Annotated in this window: 20 protein-coding genes; 10 read left to right on the top strand and 10 right to left on the bottom strand. The window is 75.3% G+C overall.

The genetic code is table 11. From position 1 onward, the window contains the following. From ABD254_RS18400 to ABD254_RS18390, 3 genes are all read left to right on the top strand, one after another. A partial coding sequence (locus tag ABD254_RS18400; RefSeq protein WP_344250184.1) for an SAM-dependent methyltransferase occupies positions 1-732 on the top strand: 732 nt, incomplete at its 5' end. Positions 733-904: 172 nt separating this feature from the next. Then, positions 905-1294: a nuclear transport factor 2 family protein gene (locus ABD254_RS18395; RefSeq protein WP_344250182.1), complete on the top strand. Its 390-nt coding sequence runs from the start codon at positions 905-907 to the stop codon at positions 1292-1294. A 105-nt stretch (positions 1295-1399) separates the two neighbouring features. Beyond that, entirely contained in the window at positions 1400-2413 is a 1014-nt protein-coding gene (locus ABD254_RS18390; protein ID WP_344250180.1) for an SMP-30/gluconolactonase/LRE family protein, read from the top strand. Positions 2414-2419: 6 nt separating this feature from the next. Here ABD254_RS18390 and ABD254_RS18385 read toward each other — a convergent pair whose 3' ends face one another. The 6 genes from ABD254_RS18385 to ABD254_RS18360 form a co-directional block, all read right to left on the bottom strand. Continuing rightward, a complete protein-coding gene (locus ABD254_RS18385; protein WP_344250178.1) occupies positions 2420-2641 on the bottom strand; it encodes an SCO4848 family membrane protein in 222 nt (73 codons plus the stop codon). Beyond that, the gene (locus tag ABD254_RS18380) at positions 2608-3435 is read right to left on the bottom strand and encodes a GTP pyrophosphokinase (protein WP_344250177.1); all 828 of its coding nucleotides are present in this window, start codon (positions 3433-3435) and stop codon (positions 2608-2610) included. The genes ABD254_RS18385 and ABD254_RS18380 overlap by 34 nt, the downstream gene beginning before the upstream one ends. Positions 3436-3496: 61 nt before the next feature. Beyond that, on the bottom strand, positions 3497-4186 hold the full coding sequence (locus ABD254_RS18375; protein ID WP_344250175.1) for a response regulator: 690 nt from the start codon (positions 4184-4186) through the stop codon (positions 3497-3499). Next, the gene (locus ABD254_RS18370) at positions 4183-5322 is read right to left on the bottom strand and encodes a sensor histidine kinase (RefSeq protein ID WP_344250173.1); all 1140 of its coding nucleotides are present in this window, start codon (positions 5320-5322) and stop codon (positions 4183-4185) included. Before ABD254_RS18370 ends, ABD254_RS18375 begins: the two co-directional genes overlap by 4 nt. A gap of 70 nt (positions 5323-5392) precedes the next feature. Then, positions 5393-5671 carry a glutaredoxin family protein gene (locus tag ABD254_RS18365; protein WP_344250171.1) on the bottom strand — a complete coding sequence of 93 codons (279 nt, stop codon included), beginning with the start codon at positions 5669-5671 and terminating at the stop codon, positions 5393-5395. Between the two features lie 31 nt (positions 5672-5702). Beyond that, positions 5703-6479 (bottom strand): SDR family NAD(P)-dependent oxidoreductase, encoded by a 777-nt coding sequence (locus tag ABD254_RS18360; RefSeq protein WP_344250169.1) that lies wholly within the window; start codon positions 6477-6479, stop codon positions 5703-5705. Positions 6480-6550: 71 nt separating this feature from the next. Here ABD254_RS18360 and ABD254_RS18355 point away from each other — a divergent pair, with 71 nt between their 5' ends. Continuing rightward, a complete protein-coding gene (locus tag ABD254_RS18355) occupies positions 6551-9112 on the top strand; it encodes an ATP-dependent DNA ligase (protein WP_344250167.1) in 2562 nt (853 codons plus the stop codon). A 40-nt stretch (positions 9113-9152) separates the two neighbouring features. Here the strand turns inward: ABD254_RS18355 and ABD254_RS18350 are convergent, their stop codons facing one another. Together ABD254_RS18350 and ABD254_RS18345 are read right to left on the bottom strand one after the other, a co-directional pair. Further along, complete coding sequence (locus ABD254_RS18350; RefSeq protein ID WP_344250165.1) at positions 9153-9791, bottom strand: response regulator; 639 nt, start codon at positions 9789-9791, stop codon at positions 9153-9155. Beyond that, the gene (locus tag ABD254_RS18345; RefSeq protein WP_344250164.1) at positions 9788-10939 is read right to left on the bottom strand and encodes a sensor histidine kinase; all 1152 of its coding nucleotides are present in this window, start codon (positions 10937-10939) and stop codon (positions 9788-9790) included. Before ABD254_RS18345 ends, ABD254_RS18350 begins: the two co-directional genes overlap by 4 nt. A 110-nt stretch (positions 10940-11049) precedes the next feature. Between ABD254_RS18345 and ABD254_RS18340 the strand changes: the two genes are divergently transcribed. Then, a complete protein-coding gene (locus ABD254_RS18340) occupies positions 11050-11664 on the top strand; it encodes a GlcG/HbpS family heme-binding protein (protein WP_344250163.1) in 615 nt (204 codons plus the stop codon). Positions 11665-11682: 18 nt separating this feature from the next. Here ABD254_RS18340 and ABD254_RS18335 read toward each other — a convergent pair whose 3' ends face one another. Continuing rightward, a complete protein-coding gene (locus ABD254_RS18335) occupies positions 11683-12348 on the bottom strand; it encodes a GntR family transcriptional regulator (RefSeq protein ID WP_344250162.1) in 666 nt (221 codons plus the stop codon). A 70-nt stretch (positions 12349-12418) separates the two neighbouring features. On the opposite strand from ABD254_RS18335, the gene ABD254_RS18330 reads away from it, so the two are divergent. Beyond that, positions 12419-13660, top strand: coding sequence for a YncE family protein (locus ABD254_RS18330; RefSeq protein WP_344250161.1), 1242 nt, complete (start codon positions 12419-12421; stop codon positions 13658-13660). After that, positions 13657-14874, top strand: a complete 1218-nt coding sequence (locus tag ABD254_RS18325; RefSeq protein ID WP_344250160.1) for an amidohydrolase — start codon at positions 13657-13659, stop codon at positions 14872-14874. The genes ABD254_RS18330 and ABD254_RS18325 overlap by 4 nt, the downstream gene beginning before the upstream one ends. Positions 14875-14881: 7 nt before the next feature. On the opposite strand, the gene ABD254_RS18320 is transcribed toward ABD254_RS18325, so the two are convergent. Continuing rightward, positions 14882-15496 (bottom strand): isochorismatase family protein, encoded by a 615-nt coding sequence (locus tag ABD254_RS18320; protein ID WP_344250159.1) that lies wholly within the window; start codon positions 15494-15496, stop codon positions 14882-14884. 108 nt (positions 15497-15604) lie between these two features. On the opposite strand from ABD254_RS18320, the gene ABD254_RS18315 reads away from it, so the two are divergent. The 3 genes from ABD254_RS18315 to ABD254_RS18305 all read left to right on the top strand — a co-directional run. Further along, complete coding sequence (locus ABD254_RS18315) at positions 15605-16588, top strand: GlxA family transcriptional regulator (protein ID WP_344250158.1); 984 nt, start codon at positions 15605-15607, stop codon at positions 16586-16588. A 65-nt stretch (positions 16589-16653) separates the two neighbouring features. Next, positions 16654-17577, top strand: a complete 924-nt coding sequence (locus ABD254_RS18310) for an NADP-dependent oxidoreductase (protein ID WP_344250157.1) — start codon at positions 16654-16656, stop codon at positions 17575-17577. A 37-nt stretch (positions 17578-17614) separates the two neighbouring features. Then, positions 17615-17806, top strand: a 192-nt coding sequence (locus ABD254_RS18305) for an aminopeptidase P family N-terminal domain-containing protein (protein WP_344250156.1), incomplete at its 3' end; no start/stop codon positions are given.

Below are 17806 nucleotides of genomic sequence, written 5' to 3'. Positions count from 1 at the left end.
TCCTATCGCGCGGACTATCTCGAGCGCGTTGCCGCCTGGCTCATCGACCGGTTCGACGTCGGCGAGGGCACCTCGGTGGCCGACTTCGGGTGCGGACCGGGGCTGTACACGACACGGCTCGCGCGCACGGGCGCATCGGTGACGGGCCTCGACCTGTCGACGCGGTCCCTGGACCATGCCCGATCCCTCGCGCACGCAGAAGGGCTGTCGGTGCGCTACCTGCATCAGGACTATCTCGACTACCGGGACGACGCCCGCTACGACCTGATCATCATGGTGATGCGCGACTACTGCGCACTCGCGCCCGAGGCTCGGCAAGTCCTCCTCGGGACGGTCCGCACGCACCTCGCACCGGGTGGGACGTTCGTCTTCGACGTCGACCACTCGCCCGTCTTCGACGCCGTGGTCGAGCGAGCGACCTACGCGCCCGACCTCATGGACGGGTTCTGGTCCGCCGAGCCCTATTTCGGCTTCCTGAACACTCACCGGTACGAGGACGAGCGGGTCTCCCTGGACCGGTATGAGATCGTCGAGGCGGGCCGGACCCGCATCTTCTGCACCTGGGTCCGCTACTTCACGCCCGCCGAACTGACCACCGAGCTGGCGGCCGCAGGTCTCGCCGACGTCGAGATCCTGGGCGACCTGACGGGCGCTCCGTTCGACCCCGCGGCGCCGCTGTTCGCCGTGGCCGCGAAGGCCGGACTGCAGGGTGCTTCACAGGCGGACCAGTAGAGGTTTCGAACATCCAGATCCCGATTCTGACCGGCACCAGAATCGGTGGCGGTCTCAACCCACCAACGCACCACGTCAGAGGAGCGTACAAGTTGGCATAAGACCGCCGTCGTTTCTGAAGCGACCTCAGTTGCACCTCGACATGTCGGGGGCCGCGGCTACCCTCGCCACCATGGACACGGCAGTCACACGCCAGGTCACCCGCACCTTCTACGAGGCGATCGAGCGCCGCGACTGGTCCGCCGTCGTCGCGCTCCTGGACCCGGGCGTGGTCTACGAGATGCCGCAGAGCCGCGAACGCATCTCGGGGCGAGATCGCTACCTGCAGTTCAACCAGGAGTACCCCGGCGACTGGCACCTTCGCATCCGTCGTGTCGTCGCCGACGGCCCGTACGCGGCCGCTTGGGTGGACGGCAGCGTCGGCGACGAGCACCAGGACGCCAGCGCGTGGCTGGAGGTGTCCCCCGACGGGCTGATCGTCCGGGTCACGGAGTACTGGCCCGAGCCGTACGAGCCGCCGGCCGGCCGGGAGCACCTGACGGAGCGGTACGGCCCCGAGTGAGGCCGTCGCGGGGCCGGAACGCCCCCTCGTGAGCGCGCGGCGCCGGTCGTAGCGTGGCGACGACGGTTCGACGTGTTCGACTCGACGACGAAGCGAGGTCCCACCATGTTCCGACGACTCACGGGGCGGGCGCCAGCGCTCGCCCTGGCCATGACCGCGCTCGTCGCGCTGGCGGCCGCTCCGGCTGCGGCGGCGACGCCCGGCGCGGCGACCACCGCAGCGACCACGTCGACGCCCACCCAGCAGGGCAAGGGCTGGATGCCGGACCGGATCGAGCTCCCGGACGGCTTCCTGCCCGAGGGCATCGCCACGGGCCTCGGCCCCTGGGCCTGGTTCGGTTCGCGCGCCGACGGCGACATCTACCGCGCGAACCTTCTCACCGGCAGGGGCGAGGTGGTCGCCGAGGGACCGGGGACGCCGTCCGTAGGCCTGAAGATCGACCGGCGCGGGCGGCTCTTCGTCGCGGGCGGACCGACCGGCACCGCCCGGGTCGTCGACGCGCGCACCGGGGACCTGCTGGCCGACTTCCCGCTCGCCGCGTCGCCGGGCACGGAGCCGAGCTTCGTCAACGACGTCGTGCTCACGCGGCACGCGGCCTGGTTCACCGACTCGCAGCAGGCCGTGCTCTACCGTCTGCCGCTGGGCCGCCACGGCGCGCTGCCTGACGCGGCCGAGACGATCGAGCTCGGCGGCGCGTGGGAGCAGGTCGAGGGGTTCAACGCCAACGGCATCACGACCACCCCCGACGGCCGGGCGCTGCTCGTGGTGAACTCCACGACGGGCCTGCTGCACCGGGTCGACCCCGCCACCGGCGACACCACGGTCGTGGACCTCGGGTCCGACGGCGGCGACGCCGCCCTCACCGCGGGCGACGGGATGCTGCTGCTGGGCCGCACGCTGTTCGTGGTGCGCAACCAGCTGAACCTCGTCGCCGTCGTCCGGCTCGACCGCCCCGGCGCCCGCGGCGCCGTCGTCGCCGAGCTCACCGACCCCGACCTCGACGTGCCGACCACGCTCGCATGGTTCGCGGGCGGCCTCTACCTGCCCAACGCGCGCTTCACCTCGCCCCAGGAGCCGACCACCGAGTTCTGGGTCACGCGCCTCGACCTGCAGCGCTGAGCGGGCTCAGGAGACCAGCGCGAGCACCCCGACCACGCCGACGAGCACGGCGAGCGCGACCGACACGCCGACCAGCACCGCGTGCACGGTGTAGAAGCGGGTGGGCCGGCCGGCGTCGTCCCGGGCGCGCGGGTCCTTGGTGACGCGGCGCCAGAACTGCGGCCAGACGACGAGGTTCCAGACGGCCGCGACGATCAGGACGACGGACCAGAAGACAGGGAGTTCCACACCCCCGAGTATCGGCCACGCGGGCCGTCGTCCGGGACGAGCGCCTCGATCTGCGCGAGGACGGACGCCGAGACCTGCGCCGACGCCTGCGCCGCTGCCGCGACCTCGCCCGGGGACGCGGCGGGCACGCCGTCGAGGGGGCCGTGCAGCTCGTCGTGGATGCGCTCCATGGAGGTGTCCAGCGACCAGGCGACGTCGGCGGCGAGCTTGAGCGAGTCCGTGAGGTGCCGCGGCACCTCCCCGTCGAACTTGTAGTAGATCTTGTGCTCGAGGCTCGCCCAGAAGTCCATGGCGATGGTGCGCAGCTGGATCTCGACGACGACGTCCTCCACCCGGTCGGACAGGAAGACCGGCACCTGGACGATCAGGTGCAGGCTCTTGTACCCGTTCGCCTTGGGGGCCGCGATGTAGTCGCGCTCCTCGATCACCGTGAGGTCGCGCTGGCGCAGGATCATGTCCCGCACGCGGTGGATGTCGGACACGAAACCGCAGGTCACGCGCACGCCGGCGATGTCGCGCACGTGGTCGCGCAACCCGTCTCGGGTGAGCGGCACGCCCTTGCGCTGCGCCTTCTCGGCGATCGACGCCGGCGACTTGAGCCGCGAGCTGACGTGCTCGATCGGGTTGTGGCCACGCGAGAAGAACAGCTCGTCGCGCAGGATCGAGACCTTCGTCATGACCTCGTCGATCGCGAACTTGCTCAGCAGCATGAGCTGCCGCAGCTCCTCGGGCAGGTCGCGAGGGACGACGGCGGCCTGAGTGTCGGCAGGTCCCGCGGAGGCGTTCGGGCTCACCCTTGCGAACCTAGGAAGGCGGCCTGGGAGAACCCTGGGAAGCTGCGCCTCCGCGGGGCGCTCAGGCGAGCAGCCCGTGGTGCAGCGCACGCAGGACGGCGCGGGTGCGGTCCCGCGTGTCCAGCTTGAGCAGCACCTGCGACACGTGGTTCTTCACGGTCCCCTCGGCGAGGAAGAGCACCTCGGCGATCTCGCGGTTCGAGCAACCCTCGGCCATGAGGCGCAGCACCTGGGTCTCCCGCTCCGTGAGGCGCTGGACGTGCGCCTCGTCCGTGGCGGGCGAGCCGCCGACCGCCGACGACCGGACCGCGCGCAGCAGGCGGGCGGTCACGGCCGGCTGGACGAACGTCCCTCCCCCGGCGAGGGCACGGACGGCGTGCGAGAGCTGCTCGACCGTGACGTCCTTGAGCAGGTAGCCCTGCGCGCCGCCGCGCAGCGCGCGCAGCACCAGCTCGTCGTCGTCGAACGTCGTGAGCACGAGCACCGGGACGTCGAGGCCGCGGCGCCGCAGCTCGTCCAGCACCCACAACCCGTCGCGGCCCGGCATGCGCAGGTCGAGCAGCGCGACGTCGGGCGCGTGCCGCGCGACCGCGGCGAGCCCGGCCTCGCCGTCGTCCGCCTCGGCGACGACCTCGACGCCGCCGGCGATCTCGAGCAGGCTCCGGATGCCCTGGCGCACGAGCGTCTGGTCGTCGACGAGGACCACCCGCAGCGCCCGGCCCGGCGGGGCATCGAGCCCGGCCGCCGTCACGACACCACCCGCGCGGGCAGCGACGCCTCGAGCCGAAACCCTGCCCCGCCGTCGAACCGGACGGCGCCCCCGAGCGCGGCGAGCCGCTCCGTGACGCCCTGCAGCCCGTGCCCCGGACGCACGGTACCGACCGCGTACCCGTCGTCCTGGGCCACGAGCGTCAGCGCGCCGTCCGCGACTGCCACCTCGATCCGCAGCACCGACGCGCCCTCCGCGTGCCGCACGGCGTTGGTCACCGCCTCCTGCGCGACCCGGACCAGGGCCGCGGTCTGCTCCTCGTCCGCGCTGACGTCGTCGGCGACGGCGACCTCCACGCGCGGGTGCGGCACGGCCGCGGCGACGGCTTCCAGCGCCTCGCGCAGGTCCGGGGCGCGTCGGCGCAGCTCGCCCACGGTGGCTCGCACGTCGCCCAGGAGGTCGCGCGCCACGCCGCGGGCGCGTGCCACGTGCGCCGCCTGCTCGTCGCCGGTGCGGTGGGTGGCCGACTCGAGCTCGAGGGTCAGCACGGTGAGCTGGTGGCCGAGCAGGTCGTGCAGCTCGCGGGCGATCCGCAGCCGTTCGGAGGCGCGGCTCGACTCGTCGCGCAGCACGGCCGCGGCGGCGAGCTCGGCGTGCGCCACCGACAGCTCGGCGCGCATCCGCTGCTCGCGCTGGAGGGCAGCGCTCACGAAGGCCGACGCCACCTGGAGCAGCAGGTACAGGCCGACGCCCAGCACGACCTCCCACGGCACGACGGCGTCGCCGCGCTGCCCGGCGGCGAGCACCGTGGAGACCCCCAGGGCGAGCGAGTTCGCGAGGATCACGAGCGCCGTCATCCACCAGGGCACCAGGTAGGTAGTCGTCGCGGCGCCGAAGACGAGCAGGATGGGCAGCCATCCCGCGCCCGGAACGCCGATCACCAGCCCGCCCGCGAGCAGCGTCTGCGCCACCACGCCGGCGATCGCGCGTCCGCTGTCGCGCGGCTGCAGCACCGCAGCCGCCGTCACCAGGACGTAGGCGAGCGCCCCCGCACCCCACGCCCACACGGGCACCAGGAACGACACGGGCTCGACGAAGAACGGCACGAGCACGAGGATCGCCACGCACACGCCGAGCGTGGCGAGCCCCGCCGCCGTCTCCGCTCCGGGCCGTCGCACGCCACCACGCTAGGACACGAGCCCGCCCCCCCGACCGTGCCGGAGGTCACGGGTTCGCGTGCCGGAGGGCTCAGAGCCCGGCGTCGTCCAGCTTCGCCGTGAGCTCGGCGTCGGTCGGCTCGACGAGGAAGTCCCCGTCGGGGAACACGACCACGGGGATGTTCTTGCGGCCGCTGATCGCTTCTGCGTGGTCGGCCCGGGTGGGGTCGGCCGCGAGGTCCACGTTCACGTACGCGGTGCCGCGGGCGTCCAGCACGCGCTTGGCGCGGCGGCAGTCGCCGCACCACTGCGCCCCGTACATCGTGAGGGTGGCGGGGCGCGCGAGGTCGTCGGTCAGCTCGAGGGTCATGGCCGGCAGCATACCCCCCGGGGGTGAGGGCTCAGTGCGCGGAGAACCCGCCGTCCACGAAGACCGACTGCCCGGTGACGTACGCCGACGCCGCGCTCGCGAGGAAGACGGCGGCGCCGGCGAAGTCCTCCGCGCGCCCGTTGCGGCCCACCAGGGTGCGGGCCGCGAGCGCCGCCACGCGCTCGGGGTCGGACGACAGCGCCGCGTTGAGCGGCGTCGGCACGAACCCGGGCACGAGCGTGTTGACCGTCACGCCGCGGCCCGACCACGCCTCGGCCTGCGAACGGGCCAGCGACTCGAGCGCACCCTTCGAGACGCCGTAGGCGCCGGACGTGGCGAACGCGCGGTGCGCCTGCTGGGACGACACGTGCACGATCCGCCCGTACCCCCGCTCGGCCATGCCCGGGCCGAACCGCCGGCCCAGCAGGAACGGCGCCTCGAGGTTGACCGCCATCGTGACGTCCCACGTCGCGTCGTCGAGCTCGCCCATCGGGGGGCGCAGGTTGATGCCCGCGGAGCAGACCAGGACGTCCGGCTCGCCGAACGCCGCGGCCGCGTCGTCGGCCGCGGCGCGCACGCCGTCGCGCGTCGACAGGTCGGCGCTCACCCACGCGGCGCGGCACCCGTCGGCGGCGAGCTCGCGGGCGGTCTCCGCCAGCTCGGCCTCCCGGCGGGCGACGACGACGACGCTCGCCCCGGCCCGGGCGAGCGCCCCGGCGATCGCGCGTCCGATGCCGGAGCTGCCCCCGGTCACGACGGCCACGCGGCCGTCCAGCGAGAACAGGGAGGAGAGATAGGCGTCGGTCACGCCGTCACCCTAGGGCGCCGGTGCGGGACGGCGCTGGTGCGGCGCGGGGCGCGGGACGCGACGATGGGCCCATGCCTCGATCCTCGTCGCGGTCGTCGTCGGGCCCGCCGCAGACCGTGTCCGTCGAGGGCCGGCGCCTGCAGCTCACCAACCTCGACAAGGTGTACTACCCGGCCACGGGCACCACGAAGGGCGAGGTGCTGCACTACCTGGCCCAGGTCGCGCCCGCCCTGCTGCCGCACGCCGCGAACCGCCCCGCCACGCGCAAGCGCTGGCCGGACGGCGTGGCGGGGCAGATGTTCTTCCAGAAGAACCTCGACGCCTCCACGCCGTCCTGGGTGCGGCGCCGGTCGATCAAGCACCGGACCTCGACCAACGACTACGTGCTCGTGAACGACCTGGCCACCCTCACGTGGCTCGGCCAGACGGCGACGCTGGAGGTCCACGTGCCGCAGTGGCAGTTCGGGCGCACCGGAACCCCCCTGCCCCCGGACCGCCTGGTGCTGGACCTCGACCCCGGGCCGGGCGCGGGCCTGCCCGAGTGCGCCGAGGTCGCGCGCCTGGCCCGCGACATCCTCGTCGGGATGGGCCTGGAGCCGTTCCCGGTGACCAGCGGGTCCAAGGGGATCCACCTGTACGCGGCGCTCACCGGCGAGACCGGCGACCTGACGTCCGACGCCGTCTCGGCCGTGGCGAAGGAGCTCGCGCGGCACCTCGAGTCGGAGCATCCCGACCTCGTCGTGAGCGACATGAAGAAGGCGCTGCGCGCCGGCAAGGTGCTGGTCGACTGGTCGCAGAACAACGGCGCCAAGACGACGATCGCGCCCTACTCCCTGCGCGGGCGCGACCACCCGACCGTCGCCGCGCCCCGCACGTGGGAGGAGCTCGACGACCCCGGCCTGCGCCACCTCGACTGGACCGAGGTGCTGGAGCGCCTCGAGCGCGACGGCGACCTGCTCGCCCCCCTCGTCCAGGGCCATCTCGCCCAGCTCGAGCCCACGCCGGAGCGGATGGCGACGTTCGAGCGGCTCGAGACCTACCGCGCCAAGCGCGACCCGGGGAAGACGCCGGAACCCTTCGGCCCCGGCTCCCCCGACTCCCCCGCGCCCGAGGCCGGCGACCCGACGTTCGTCGTCCAGGAGCACCACGCCCGCCGGCTGCACTGGGACTTCCGGCTCGAGCACGACGGCGTCCTGGTGAGCTGGGCGCTGCCGAGGGGCGAGCCGACCGACCCCGCGCAGAACCACCTGGCGGTGCAGACCGAGGACCACCCGCTGGAGTACGGGTCGTTCGAGGGCACGATCCCGGCCGGCGAGTACGGCGGCGGCGAGGTGACGATCTGGGACGCCGGCACCTATGAGCTGGAGAAGTGGCGCGACGGCGAGGAGGTCATCGTCACGCTGCACAGCGAGCGCCGCGGGTCGCGGCGCCTCGCGCTCATCCGCACCGGCGGCCGCGACGGCGACGAGAACTCGTGGCTGATCCACCGCACCAAGTCCCAGCCCGGCGACGCGGAGCGGCCCGAGGACCGGGGGGCCCACCCGGGCGACCCCGACGCGCCGCCCGCGGCGGAGCCCGCACGCGCCGAACCGCGCGCCAAACCGCCCGCCCCCGCCCCGCTGCCGATGCTCGCCACGACCGCCCCGCCCGCCGCGGTGGCGCGCCTGGGCCCGGAGGACTGGGCGTTCGAGGTGAAGTGGGACGGCTTCCGCGCGGTCGTCCAGGTCGACGAGCCCGAGCCCGGCGGCGACCGGGCGGTCCGGCTCACGTCGCGCTCGGGACAGGACCTCACGCCCACGTTCCCGGAGCTCCAGGCGCTCGCGGCGATGGTGTCCGCCGACGACCTGCCCCTCGTGCTCGACGGCGAGGTGGTCGCCCTCGACTCCGGGGGGCGGCCCGAGTTCCGCCGGCTGCAGCAGCGCGCAGGCCTCGTCAAGCCGCGCGACGTCGAGAAGGCGCGGAGGCGGGTGGCCGTCGACCTCGTGCTGTTCGACGCGCTGATCGTCGGCGGGCGGCCTGTCACCGACCAGCCCTACGCCGAGCGCCGGGCCGAGCTGGCCCGGGTCGTGACGCCGCGCCGCCCGGTGCACGTGCCCGACGCCCTGGACGGCGGCCTCGCCGAGGCGCTGGAGACGTCGCGGCTCATGCGCCTCGAGGGGGTGGTGGCCAAGCGGCGTCGGTCGGAGTACGCCCCGGGGCGGCGCTCGCGCGACTGGCTGAAGATCAAGCACGCCCGCACCCAGGAGGTCGTGGTCGTGGGCTGGCGGCCGCTGCACGCCGGCACGGGTCGCGAGGACCCCCGCGTGGCCGGCTCGTTGCTGCTGGCGGTGCCCGACGACGACGGCGTGCTGCGCTACGTGGGCAAGGTGGGGACGGGCTTCAAGGAGGCGGACCGGCGGGACGTGGTCCGCCGGCTGCGGCCCGTCGACGACGCGCCGCTCGACGGCGTCCCCCGCACGGAGGCGGCGCACGCCCGGTGGGCCGCGCCGGACCGGGTCGCGGAGGTGACCTACGGCGACTGGACGAGCGACCCCACGAACCCCTCCGAGAGCGACCCGCCGCGACTGCGGCACTCCGTGTGGCGCGGCTGGCGCGACGACAAGAGCCTCGGGGACGTCGTCGTCGAGCGCTGAGCCGCGCGGCCGGACGGCGGCCGGTTGAGGTGGAGGTCGCTCAGCGCACCGTCTGCCCGCGGAGGGCGTGCGCCACGGCCGCCGCCCGCGAGTCGACGCCGAGCTTCGCGTACACGTGCACCAGGTGGGTCTTGACGGTGGCCTCCGAGATGAACAGCCGGCGCCCGAGCTCCCGGTTGCTCAGCCCCTGGGCGAGCAGGGTGAGCAGCTCCGCCTCGCGCGGGGTCAGGGCGCCCGCGGGGTTCCGCGTCTGCTGCAGCAGCCGCGACGCGACGGGAGGCGAGAGCACGCTGTGGCCCGCGACGGCCCCGCGCACGGCCGCGAAGATCTCCGCCGGCGGCGCGTCCTTCAGCACGTACCCGATGGCGCCGGCGTCGACGACCCGCACCACGTCGGCGTCGGTGTCGTAGGCGCTGAAGACGAGCACGGGGAGGTTCGGGCGTGCCGCCCGGACCGCGCGGGTCGCCGCCACGCCGTCCATCCCCTCGCCCAGCTCGAGGTCCATGACGACGACGTCGGGCGCCGCACGGGCCACCTCGCCCAGCGCCTCCTCGCCCGACGACGCCTGCCCGACGACCTCGATGTCGGGCTGGGAGTCGAGCAGGGCGCGCAGCCCGGCGCGCACGACGTGGTGGTCGTCGACCAGCAGCACGCCGATCGGCCCGTCGGGACCGGTCATGTCCCGTCCTCCCCCACGTTCGCGGTCGGCAGCTGAACGCCGACGACGGTGCCCTCGCCCGGCGCACTCTCCACCGTGATCGTGCCACCGAGCTGCTCCACACGCTGGCGCATGGCGCGCAGCCCGAAGCCGCCGGTCGCGCCGGCCGACCGGGACGCGACGGCGTCGACGTCGAAGCCGCGGCCGTCGTCGAAGACGTCGAGCGCGACCGCGCCGGGCAGGTACGTGAGCGTGAGCCCGAGCCGGGCCGGGCCCGCGTGCCGGTGGGTGTTCGCGACCGCGCTCTGCGCGATCCGCGCCAGCGCGTGCGCGACGTCGGCGCCGACGGGGACCGGGTCTCCGACCACGGTCAGCCCGGCGCCCGGCACGTGCCGGCGCGCGGCCGACAGGACCGCGGCCTCCAGGTCCGCGGGCTCGACGCCGTCCACAGCCGCCGCGGGCTCGACGAGGTCGTGCACCAGCTCGCGCGTCTGCCCCAGGCTCCCCCGCACGGCGACCGCCGCCTGCCGCACGTCCTCGCGCGCGGCGTCCCGGGTGGCGTCGTGGGGCGCGTCCCAGCGCTGGTCGGCGGCCTCGAGGCGCAGCAGGGCCGAGGACAGCGACTGCGCGACGGTGTCGTGGATCTCCCGCGCCACGCGCTCGCGCTCGGCGAGCACCGCCACCTCCTCCTGGAGACGCACGCGCTCGCCGGCCTGCCGCACGATGGCGTCGTAGGCGAGGCTCAGGAGCGCCGCGACGACGAGCGGCCCGACCCCCGCGGCCCAGTCCGACTCCCCGGACAGACGGAACAGTGCCACGCCGGTGACGACGGCCACCGCGCCCACGAGCACGTGCGCCCCGGGGACGGGCACGAGGCTGCGGCACACGAAGAACAGCGGGATCGCCGACCACGCGAAGCTCGGCGCGACGAGCACCAGCACGCTCCACCCCGCCAGCAGCAGCCCCAGGACCAACCGCCCTGCAGCCGCCCCGGACGGCCGGCGCGCGAGCGCCACGAGCACGGCGTACGCGGCCACGACGCCCGCCACCAGGGCGACGACCAGCCACCACCGCCCGCCCGGGCCGTGGTTCGTCAGGTAGCGCAGCGCCGACGTCGCGACGAGGGCGGCGAACGCGACGTGCACCCCGCGGGTGAGAGAGACCGGCACGACGCGCCACGGTAGCCCGCGGCCCAGCCGGGCGCCTCATCCGTTCGGTTGAGGCCCGCCGCGCCGTCGGCCCGATGCGCCCGGACCCCGCCGCGCCGGAGCCTGGACCCATGACCGACACGCACAGCCCCACCGTCCGCCGTCCTCGCCGCCGCCTGCTGTCCCTCGCCCTCGCCGGCGTCGGTGTGGTCGCCGCAGCGGGCATCGCCACGACCACGCTCACCGCCCCGGGCGCGGAGGCCGACGCCCCGGCAACCGCCGCCGGCGCCGTCGCCGAGACCGCCGCCAAGCACGGCGACGGCCCCGACGTGCAGAACGTCCGCCGCCTCACGGTCGCAGGCGCCACGAAGGCGGCCGAGGCCGCGCTGGCCGAGTGCCACGCGCAGGACGTCCCGTTCGTCACCGTGGCGGTCGTCGACCGCAACGGCCAGGTGCAGGCGATGCTCCGCGGCGACAACGCGGCCGAGCACACGCTCGAGGCCGCCCGGCAGAAGGCCTACACGGCGGCGGCGTTCGGCGCCCCGACGAGCGAGCTCGCCGGCCGCGTCGCCGACCACGGTCCGTCGATCGCCGACCTGCCCGGCACGATGTTCCTGGCCGGCGGCGTGCCGGTGCGGGCCGCGGGCGCCTCGATCGCGGGGATCGGCGTCGGCGGCGCGCCCGACGGCGCGATCGACGAGTCGTGCGCCGCGGCCGGGCTCGAGGTGCTGACCGGCCTGCGCTGACGCGCCTGGGGCGCCGCCTCAGGCGCGGCGCTCGGTGGCCGCGGCCCGGCTCGTGCGCAGGTGCTCGCGCGCGAGCCGGGTCGCGGCCTCCGCGTCACCGTCCCGCACGGCGTCCAGGAGGCCACGGTGCTCGTCCGCCATGGCTGCGAGGTCGGTGTGCTGGCCCAGGAGCCACCGCACCCGGCTCGCGGTCACCCCGTGCAGCTCGGCCAGCACGGGGTTCCCGGCGGCCGCCACCGCCCGCTCGTGGAAGTCGGCGCCGGCCCGCCGCGCAGCGGGGCCGTCGCCGGCCCGGGCCGCGGCGTCCTCCCGCTCCCACGCCTCGGTGAGGGCGGCGAGCTGCTCCGGGGACCGTCGCGCGGCGGCGAGCCCGAAGTGCAACGGCTCGAGCACCTCGCGCACCTGGAGGAGGTGCGCGACGTCGGCCCGGGAGAACGTCCGCACCACGGCCCAGCTCCGCGGCCGCGGCGTGACGAGCCCCTCCGCGACCAGCTCCCGCAGCGCGTCGCGCACCGGGATGCGGCTGACGCCCAGCTCGGCGGCCAGGTCACGCTCGACCAGGCGGCTGCCGGGCTCGCGCGCGCCGTCGACGATCTGCTCCCGCACGATGCGGACCACGCGCGCCGACTCCGGCTCGAACCGGGCGGCGCCGTCGTCCGGTCCGGGCGCCGGGGAGCTGCTCATGGTCGTCATGATGCCAGCCCGCCCGTCCCGTCCCTTTCGAGAGGATCCACAAATGGCATACCATTCGCCGATGCCCGCGTCCCGGCCGCCGACCCGCGCCCACCGGCCGTGGCGCGGCCGGGCCGCCGCGCTCGGTCTCCCGGTCCTGCTCGCCCTCGGCGCCTGCGCGCCGGCCCCACCTGCCGCACCTGCCGCACCTGCCCCGTCGACCCCGTCGACCTCACCGGCCCCGGCGGCCGAGGACCCCGAGCCGGCCCCGACCCGTTCCCCGGCGAGCCCGCAGCTGCTCCTGGCCGCGCAGGCCGACGGCGACGGCCTCGCCGTGGTGGACCCGGCGATCCGCCGGGGCAGCGCCGTCGTCGACCGGATCCGGGTCGGCGCGGCGCCGTGGGACGTCGCGGTGCACGAGGGGACGGGGCGCGTGTTCGTCTCGACCGCCGAGGGCGTCGCGGTGGTGGACCTCGCGACCCGGGAGCGCACCGACCTGCTCCGCTACCGGCACCGCCCGGACCGCGTCGCGTACGGCGAGTACCGGCCGGGCGGGCTCGGCCTCGCGGTCTCCCCCGACGGCGAGCGGGTGCACGTCGCGGTGAGCACGGGCAGCGAGTCGTTCCTGGAGACGCTCGACTCGGGCTCCGGCGAGGTCGTCTCATCGGTCCCCGTGGGCCTGCGCCCGTTCGACGTCCTGGTGAGCGCGGACGGCGACGAGGTGTACACGGTCGACCACGACGCCTTCACGGTGACCGTCGTCGACACCGCGACCGGCGCGGCCCGGCCCGTCGAGGTAGCGCCGTTCGGCACCGAGGGCGGGCTGTCCTCCTTCGAGAAGCCGCACTACGCCGTGCTCGACGACGGCGGGGACCTCCTGCTGCCGTACCAGGGGCGCGCCCTCGCGCGCGTCGACCCCGAGAGCGGCGAGGTGACCACGACGAGGCTCACGGCCGACACGCATCAGCACGGCGTGGCCCGGGCCGCCGACGGCACCCTGGTCATCGCGGGCAACGGACCGTTCGGCAACGCGGGCTCCGGCCCGAGCATCGAGGTCGTCGCCCCCGGCGGCCGCTCGACGGTGCTCCCCACCGAGCGTCGCCACGAGACGGTCACCACCTGGCAGGACGGCCGGGGCCGGACCCACGGCGTCCTCGCCGGCGGCTACACCCAGGACGGCGCGTGGGACGGCATGACGGTCGTCCCGCTCGATGCCGCCCTCGGCGGCAGGGACACGTCGTACGAGATCCACGTCCCGGGCCGGCCGCAGTCGGTCGTCCCGGTCACGCTCCCCGACAGCGACCACGAGGAAGGACCCTCATGACCAGCACCACCGTCACCGTCCTGCACGACGTCCGACCCTGGGGCGGCGAGCGCAGCGACGTGCACGTCGCGGACGGCGTCATCACCGCCGTCGTCCCGCACGACCCGGCCGCGGTTGCCGGCCGCACGGACGGAGCCGTCGACGGGCAGGTCGACGGGCGCGGCCTGCTCGCGCTCCCCGGCCTGGTGAACGCCCACGCGCACGTGGACAAGTCCTGGTGGGGCAAGCCGTGGGTGAGCTACGGCGGCGAGGGCGGCGTCCTGGGCCGCATCGCGCACGAGCGCGCGCACCGCGACGAGCTCGGCATCCCCGGCGTGGACGTGACCCTCGCGGTGCTGCGCGAGTCGGTCCGCACCGGCACGACGGCCCTCCGCACGCACGTGGACGTCGACCTCGGCGTCGGGCTGCGCGGCATCGAGGTGGTGCGCGAGGCGGTCGCCGTGCTGGACGGCGCCGTGCACGCCGAGATCGTCGCGTTCCCGCAGGACGGCGTGCTGCGCCGGCCGGGCGTGCTGGAGCTGCTCGAACGGGCGGCGGCGGCCGGCGCCGAGCACGTCGGTGGCCTCGACCCGGCGTCGATCGACCGCGACCCGGTGGGCCAGCTCGACGGCCTGTTCGCCATCGCGGAACGCCGCGGCGTCGGCATCGACGTGCACCTGCACGACGGCGGCGACCTCGGCGCGTTCCAGGTCGAGCTCATGGTCGACCGCACGCTGCGCGCCGGCCTCCAGGGCCGGGTCAACGTGGCGCACGGCTTCACCGTCGGCCAGCTCCCGGCGTCGCGCCAGGCCGACCTGATCGCGGCGATGGGCGAGGCGGGCATCACCATGACGACGGTGGCCCCGATCGGGGCCGCTCCCCTGCCGCTGCTCGCGCTGCGCGACGCCGGCGTGCCCGTCGGCCTGGGCACCGACGGCATCCGCGACCTGTGGTCGCCGTACGGCACCGGCGACCTGCTCGCCCTCACCACCCAGCTCGCCCGACTGTCCGGCCTGCGGTACGACGAGGACCTCGTCACCGCGGCGCGGGTGGCGTCGTCCGACGCCGCGCGCTTCGTGGGCCGCGAGGTGCACGACCTCGTGCCCGGCGCGCCGGCCGACGTCGTGCTCGTCGACGCCGAGAACGTGCCCGACGCCGTGGTCCGCGCCCCGCGGCGCGCCCTCGTCGTCGCGGGCGGGCGCGTCGTCGCCCGCGACGGCGAGGTACTGGTGTGAGCGGGCGCTAACCGACCTGTCCGGCGAGGTCGCGGGCGGCGCGCACGACGACGCCGTACGCGTCGGCGACCGTCGCGAGCGCCGCGTGGTGGAGCTGCTGGGCCGACACCTCCGCGACGGAGCTCGCGAGCGGTCGGGTGGCGCAGGCGTCCGCGACCACGGTCGGCCGGTTGCCCCGCAGCGCCGCACCCTGGGACGTGAAGGCGACGCACATGTGCGTCATGAAGCCCACGACCACGACGTCGGTGTGCCCGGCGGCGTCCACGAGGTCGCCCAGCTCCGTGCCCCGGAACGAGTCCGGTGCCGTCTTGGTCACCACGGCCTCGCCGGGCGCCGGCGCGACGCGCGGGTGGATCTGCCCGAGCTCGTCGTCCAGGTCGTACGGCGACCCGGCGCCGCCGTCGTGCTGCACGTGGATCACCGTCGCGCCGGCCGCCCGGGCGCGGGCGAGCAGGCCGGCGGCCGCGTCGAGCGCCGGCTCCCAGCCGTGGAGCTCCATCACGCCGCGCGTGTAGGTGTTCTGGTAGTCGACGAGGATCAGGGTCGAGCTCGCGAGGTCGGCGGGGGTCGCGTCGGCGCCGCTGAGCTCGCGCAACGTCGTGCTGGGGGTCGTGCTGGTCATGGGTGTCCTTTCGCAAGGGGTCTCGGGTGCCGCTCCGGGCGACGCTGCCCCACGCTACGAGCGCGCTATCGTGTCGGCAATGTCGTCCTACCCGCAGTTTCCGACATCATGATCGCGCGTCTCGTGGTCGTCGTGCTCTTCGACGGCGTGGACCTGCTCGACGTCACGGGCCCCGCGGAGGTCCTGTCCCTGGCCGAGCGGGAGACCGACGGGCCCGCAGGTTACGAGGTCGTGCTCGCCTCCGAGACCCTCGATCCCGTGACGACCTCGGCCGGCGTCCGCGTCCTGCCCGACACGTCGTTCGACGCCCTCGCCACCCGCCGGGTCGACACGCTGATCGTGCCCGGGGCGGTCGAGACCGGCCCCGGGCACGAGGTGCGGGCCGTCGTCGACCCGGCCGTGGCGGACCGTGTCCGTGACCTGGCCGGACGCACTCGTCGGCTCGCCTCGGTCTGCGTCGGCGCCCACGTGCTCGCCCACGCCGGGCTGCTCGACGGCGCGCGCGCCACCACACACTGGTCGACGGCGGCCCAGCTGGCCGCGGAGCACCCCGAGGTGCGCGTCGACCCCGACCCGATCTTCATCCGCGACGGCGATCTGTGGACGGGCGCGGGGCTCACGGCCTGCCTGGACCTGACCCTGGCCCTGGTCGCCGACGACCTGGGCCAGGAGGTCGCGCTCCGGACCGCACGGCAGCTCGTCATGTACCTCAAGCGACCGGGCGGGCAGAGCCAGTTCTCCGTCGCGACCGACCCGCGCGCGACCACGCGCCGGGTGGACGACCTGCGCCACCACGTGCTGAGGCACCTCGCCGACCCGCTGACGGTCGCCGACCTCGCGGCCCGGGCCCACGTCGGCGAGCGCCAGCTCACCCGGCTCTTCAAGACCGAGCTGGGTGCCACGCCGGCGGCGTACGTCGAGTCGGTCCGCGTCGAGGTGGCACGCCAGCACCTCGAGACCACGGACGACACCCTCGAGCGCGTCGCCGTCGCGTGCGGGTTCGGCACCACCGACACCCTGACCCGCGCGTTCCGGCGCCGGCTCGGCACCACCCCCGCGCAGTACCGCGCCCGGTTCCGCCTCACGGCGTAGCGCCCCGCCCGGGATGACAGACGGCCGGGAGGAAGAAGACCGGCCCCGGCCAGGTTGTGCCGACCATGCGAGCCATCACCTACAGCACCTACGGCAGCGCCGACGTCCTCGAGCTCACCGAGCAGCCGGACCCGCACGTCGGCGCCGACGTCGTCGTCGTCCGCGTCCGCGCCGCGTCGGTCAACCCGGTGGACTGGAAGGTCCGCGAGGGCTACCTGGACGGGCTCATGGACGCCCGGTTCCCGGTGATCCCCGGCTGGGACGTCGCGGGCGTCGTGGAGCAGGTCGGCCTCGACACCCCCGAGTACGAGGTGGGCGACGAGGTCTACGGCTACGTGCGCAAGGACTGGGTGCACGGCGGCACGTTCGCCGAGCTGGTCGCCGCCCCGGTGCGGACGCTGGCGCGCAAGCCCGCGTCGCTGACCTTCGAGGAGGCGGCGGCCGTCCCGCTCGCCGGGCTCACGGCCTACCAGACGATCCGCCGCGCCGGGGTCCGCGAGGGCCAGACGGTGCTGGTGCACGCCGCCGCGGGCGGCGTCGGCGCGTTCGCCGTCCAGATCGCCCGGTCGCTCGGCGCCCGCGTCATCGGCACGGCGAGCGAGCGCAACCACGACTTCCTGCGCGGCCTCGGCGCCGAGCCCGTCACCTACGGCGACGGCCTGGCCGACCGCGTGCGCGCGCTCGCCCCGGACGGGATCGACGTCGCGCTGGACTACGTCGGCGGCGACGCCGTCGACGTCAGCGCCGCGCTCCTGGCGCCCGGCGGCACCGTCTCGTCCATCACCGAGCCGGCGGCCCGCGACGCGCACGGCGGTCAGTACGTCTGGGTACGACCGTCGACCCCGGACCTCGAGGCGCTCGGTGCCCTGATCGACGGCGGCCAGGTCGCCGTGGAGGTGGCCCAGGTCTTCGACCTCGCCGACGCCGCCGACGCCCACCGGGCCAGCGAGTCCGGCCACGTGCGGGGGAAGATCGTGGTCCGCGTCTGAGGCGGCCCGTCCGACGGCGCGGTGGCACGCTGAGGTCATGACTCCCTTCCCGCCGCACGTCTACGCCGACCGCCGCCGCCGAGCCGCAGAGCAGGCCGCGGCGGCAGGCCTGGACGGCGTCCTCCTCACGCCCGGCCCGGACCTGCGCTACTTCCTCGGGTACACGCCCGCGGCCGACCTCGAGCGGCTCACGATGCTCGTGCTCCCGGCCGACGGCGACGGCGCGGAC

Source organism: Isoptericola hypogeus, assembly GCF_039531145.1.
Taxonomy (GTDB): domain Bacteria; phylum Actinomycetota; class Actinomycetes; order Actinomycetales; family Cellulomonadaceae; genus Isoptericola; species Isoptericola hypogeus.
The sequence above is the reverse complement of the archived record's forward strand: the minus strand, read 5'-3'. Positions and strand labels throughout refer to the sequence as shown.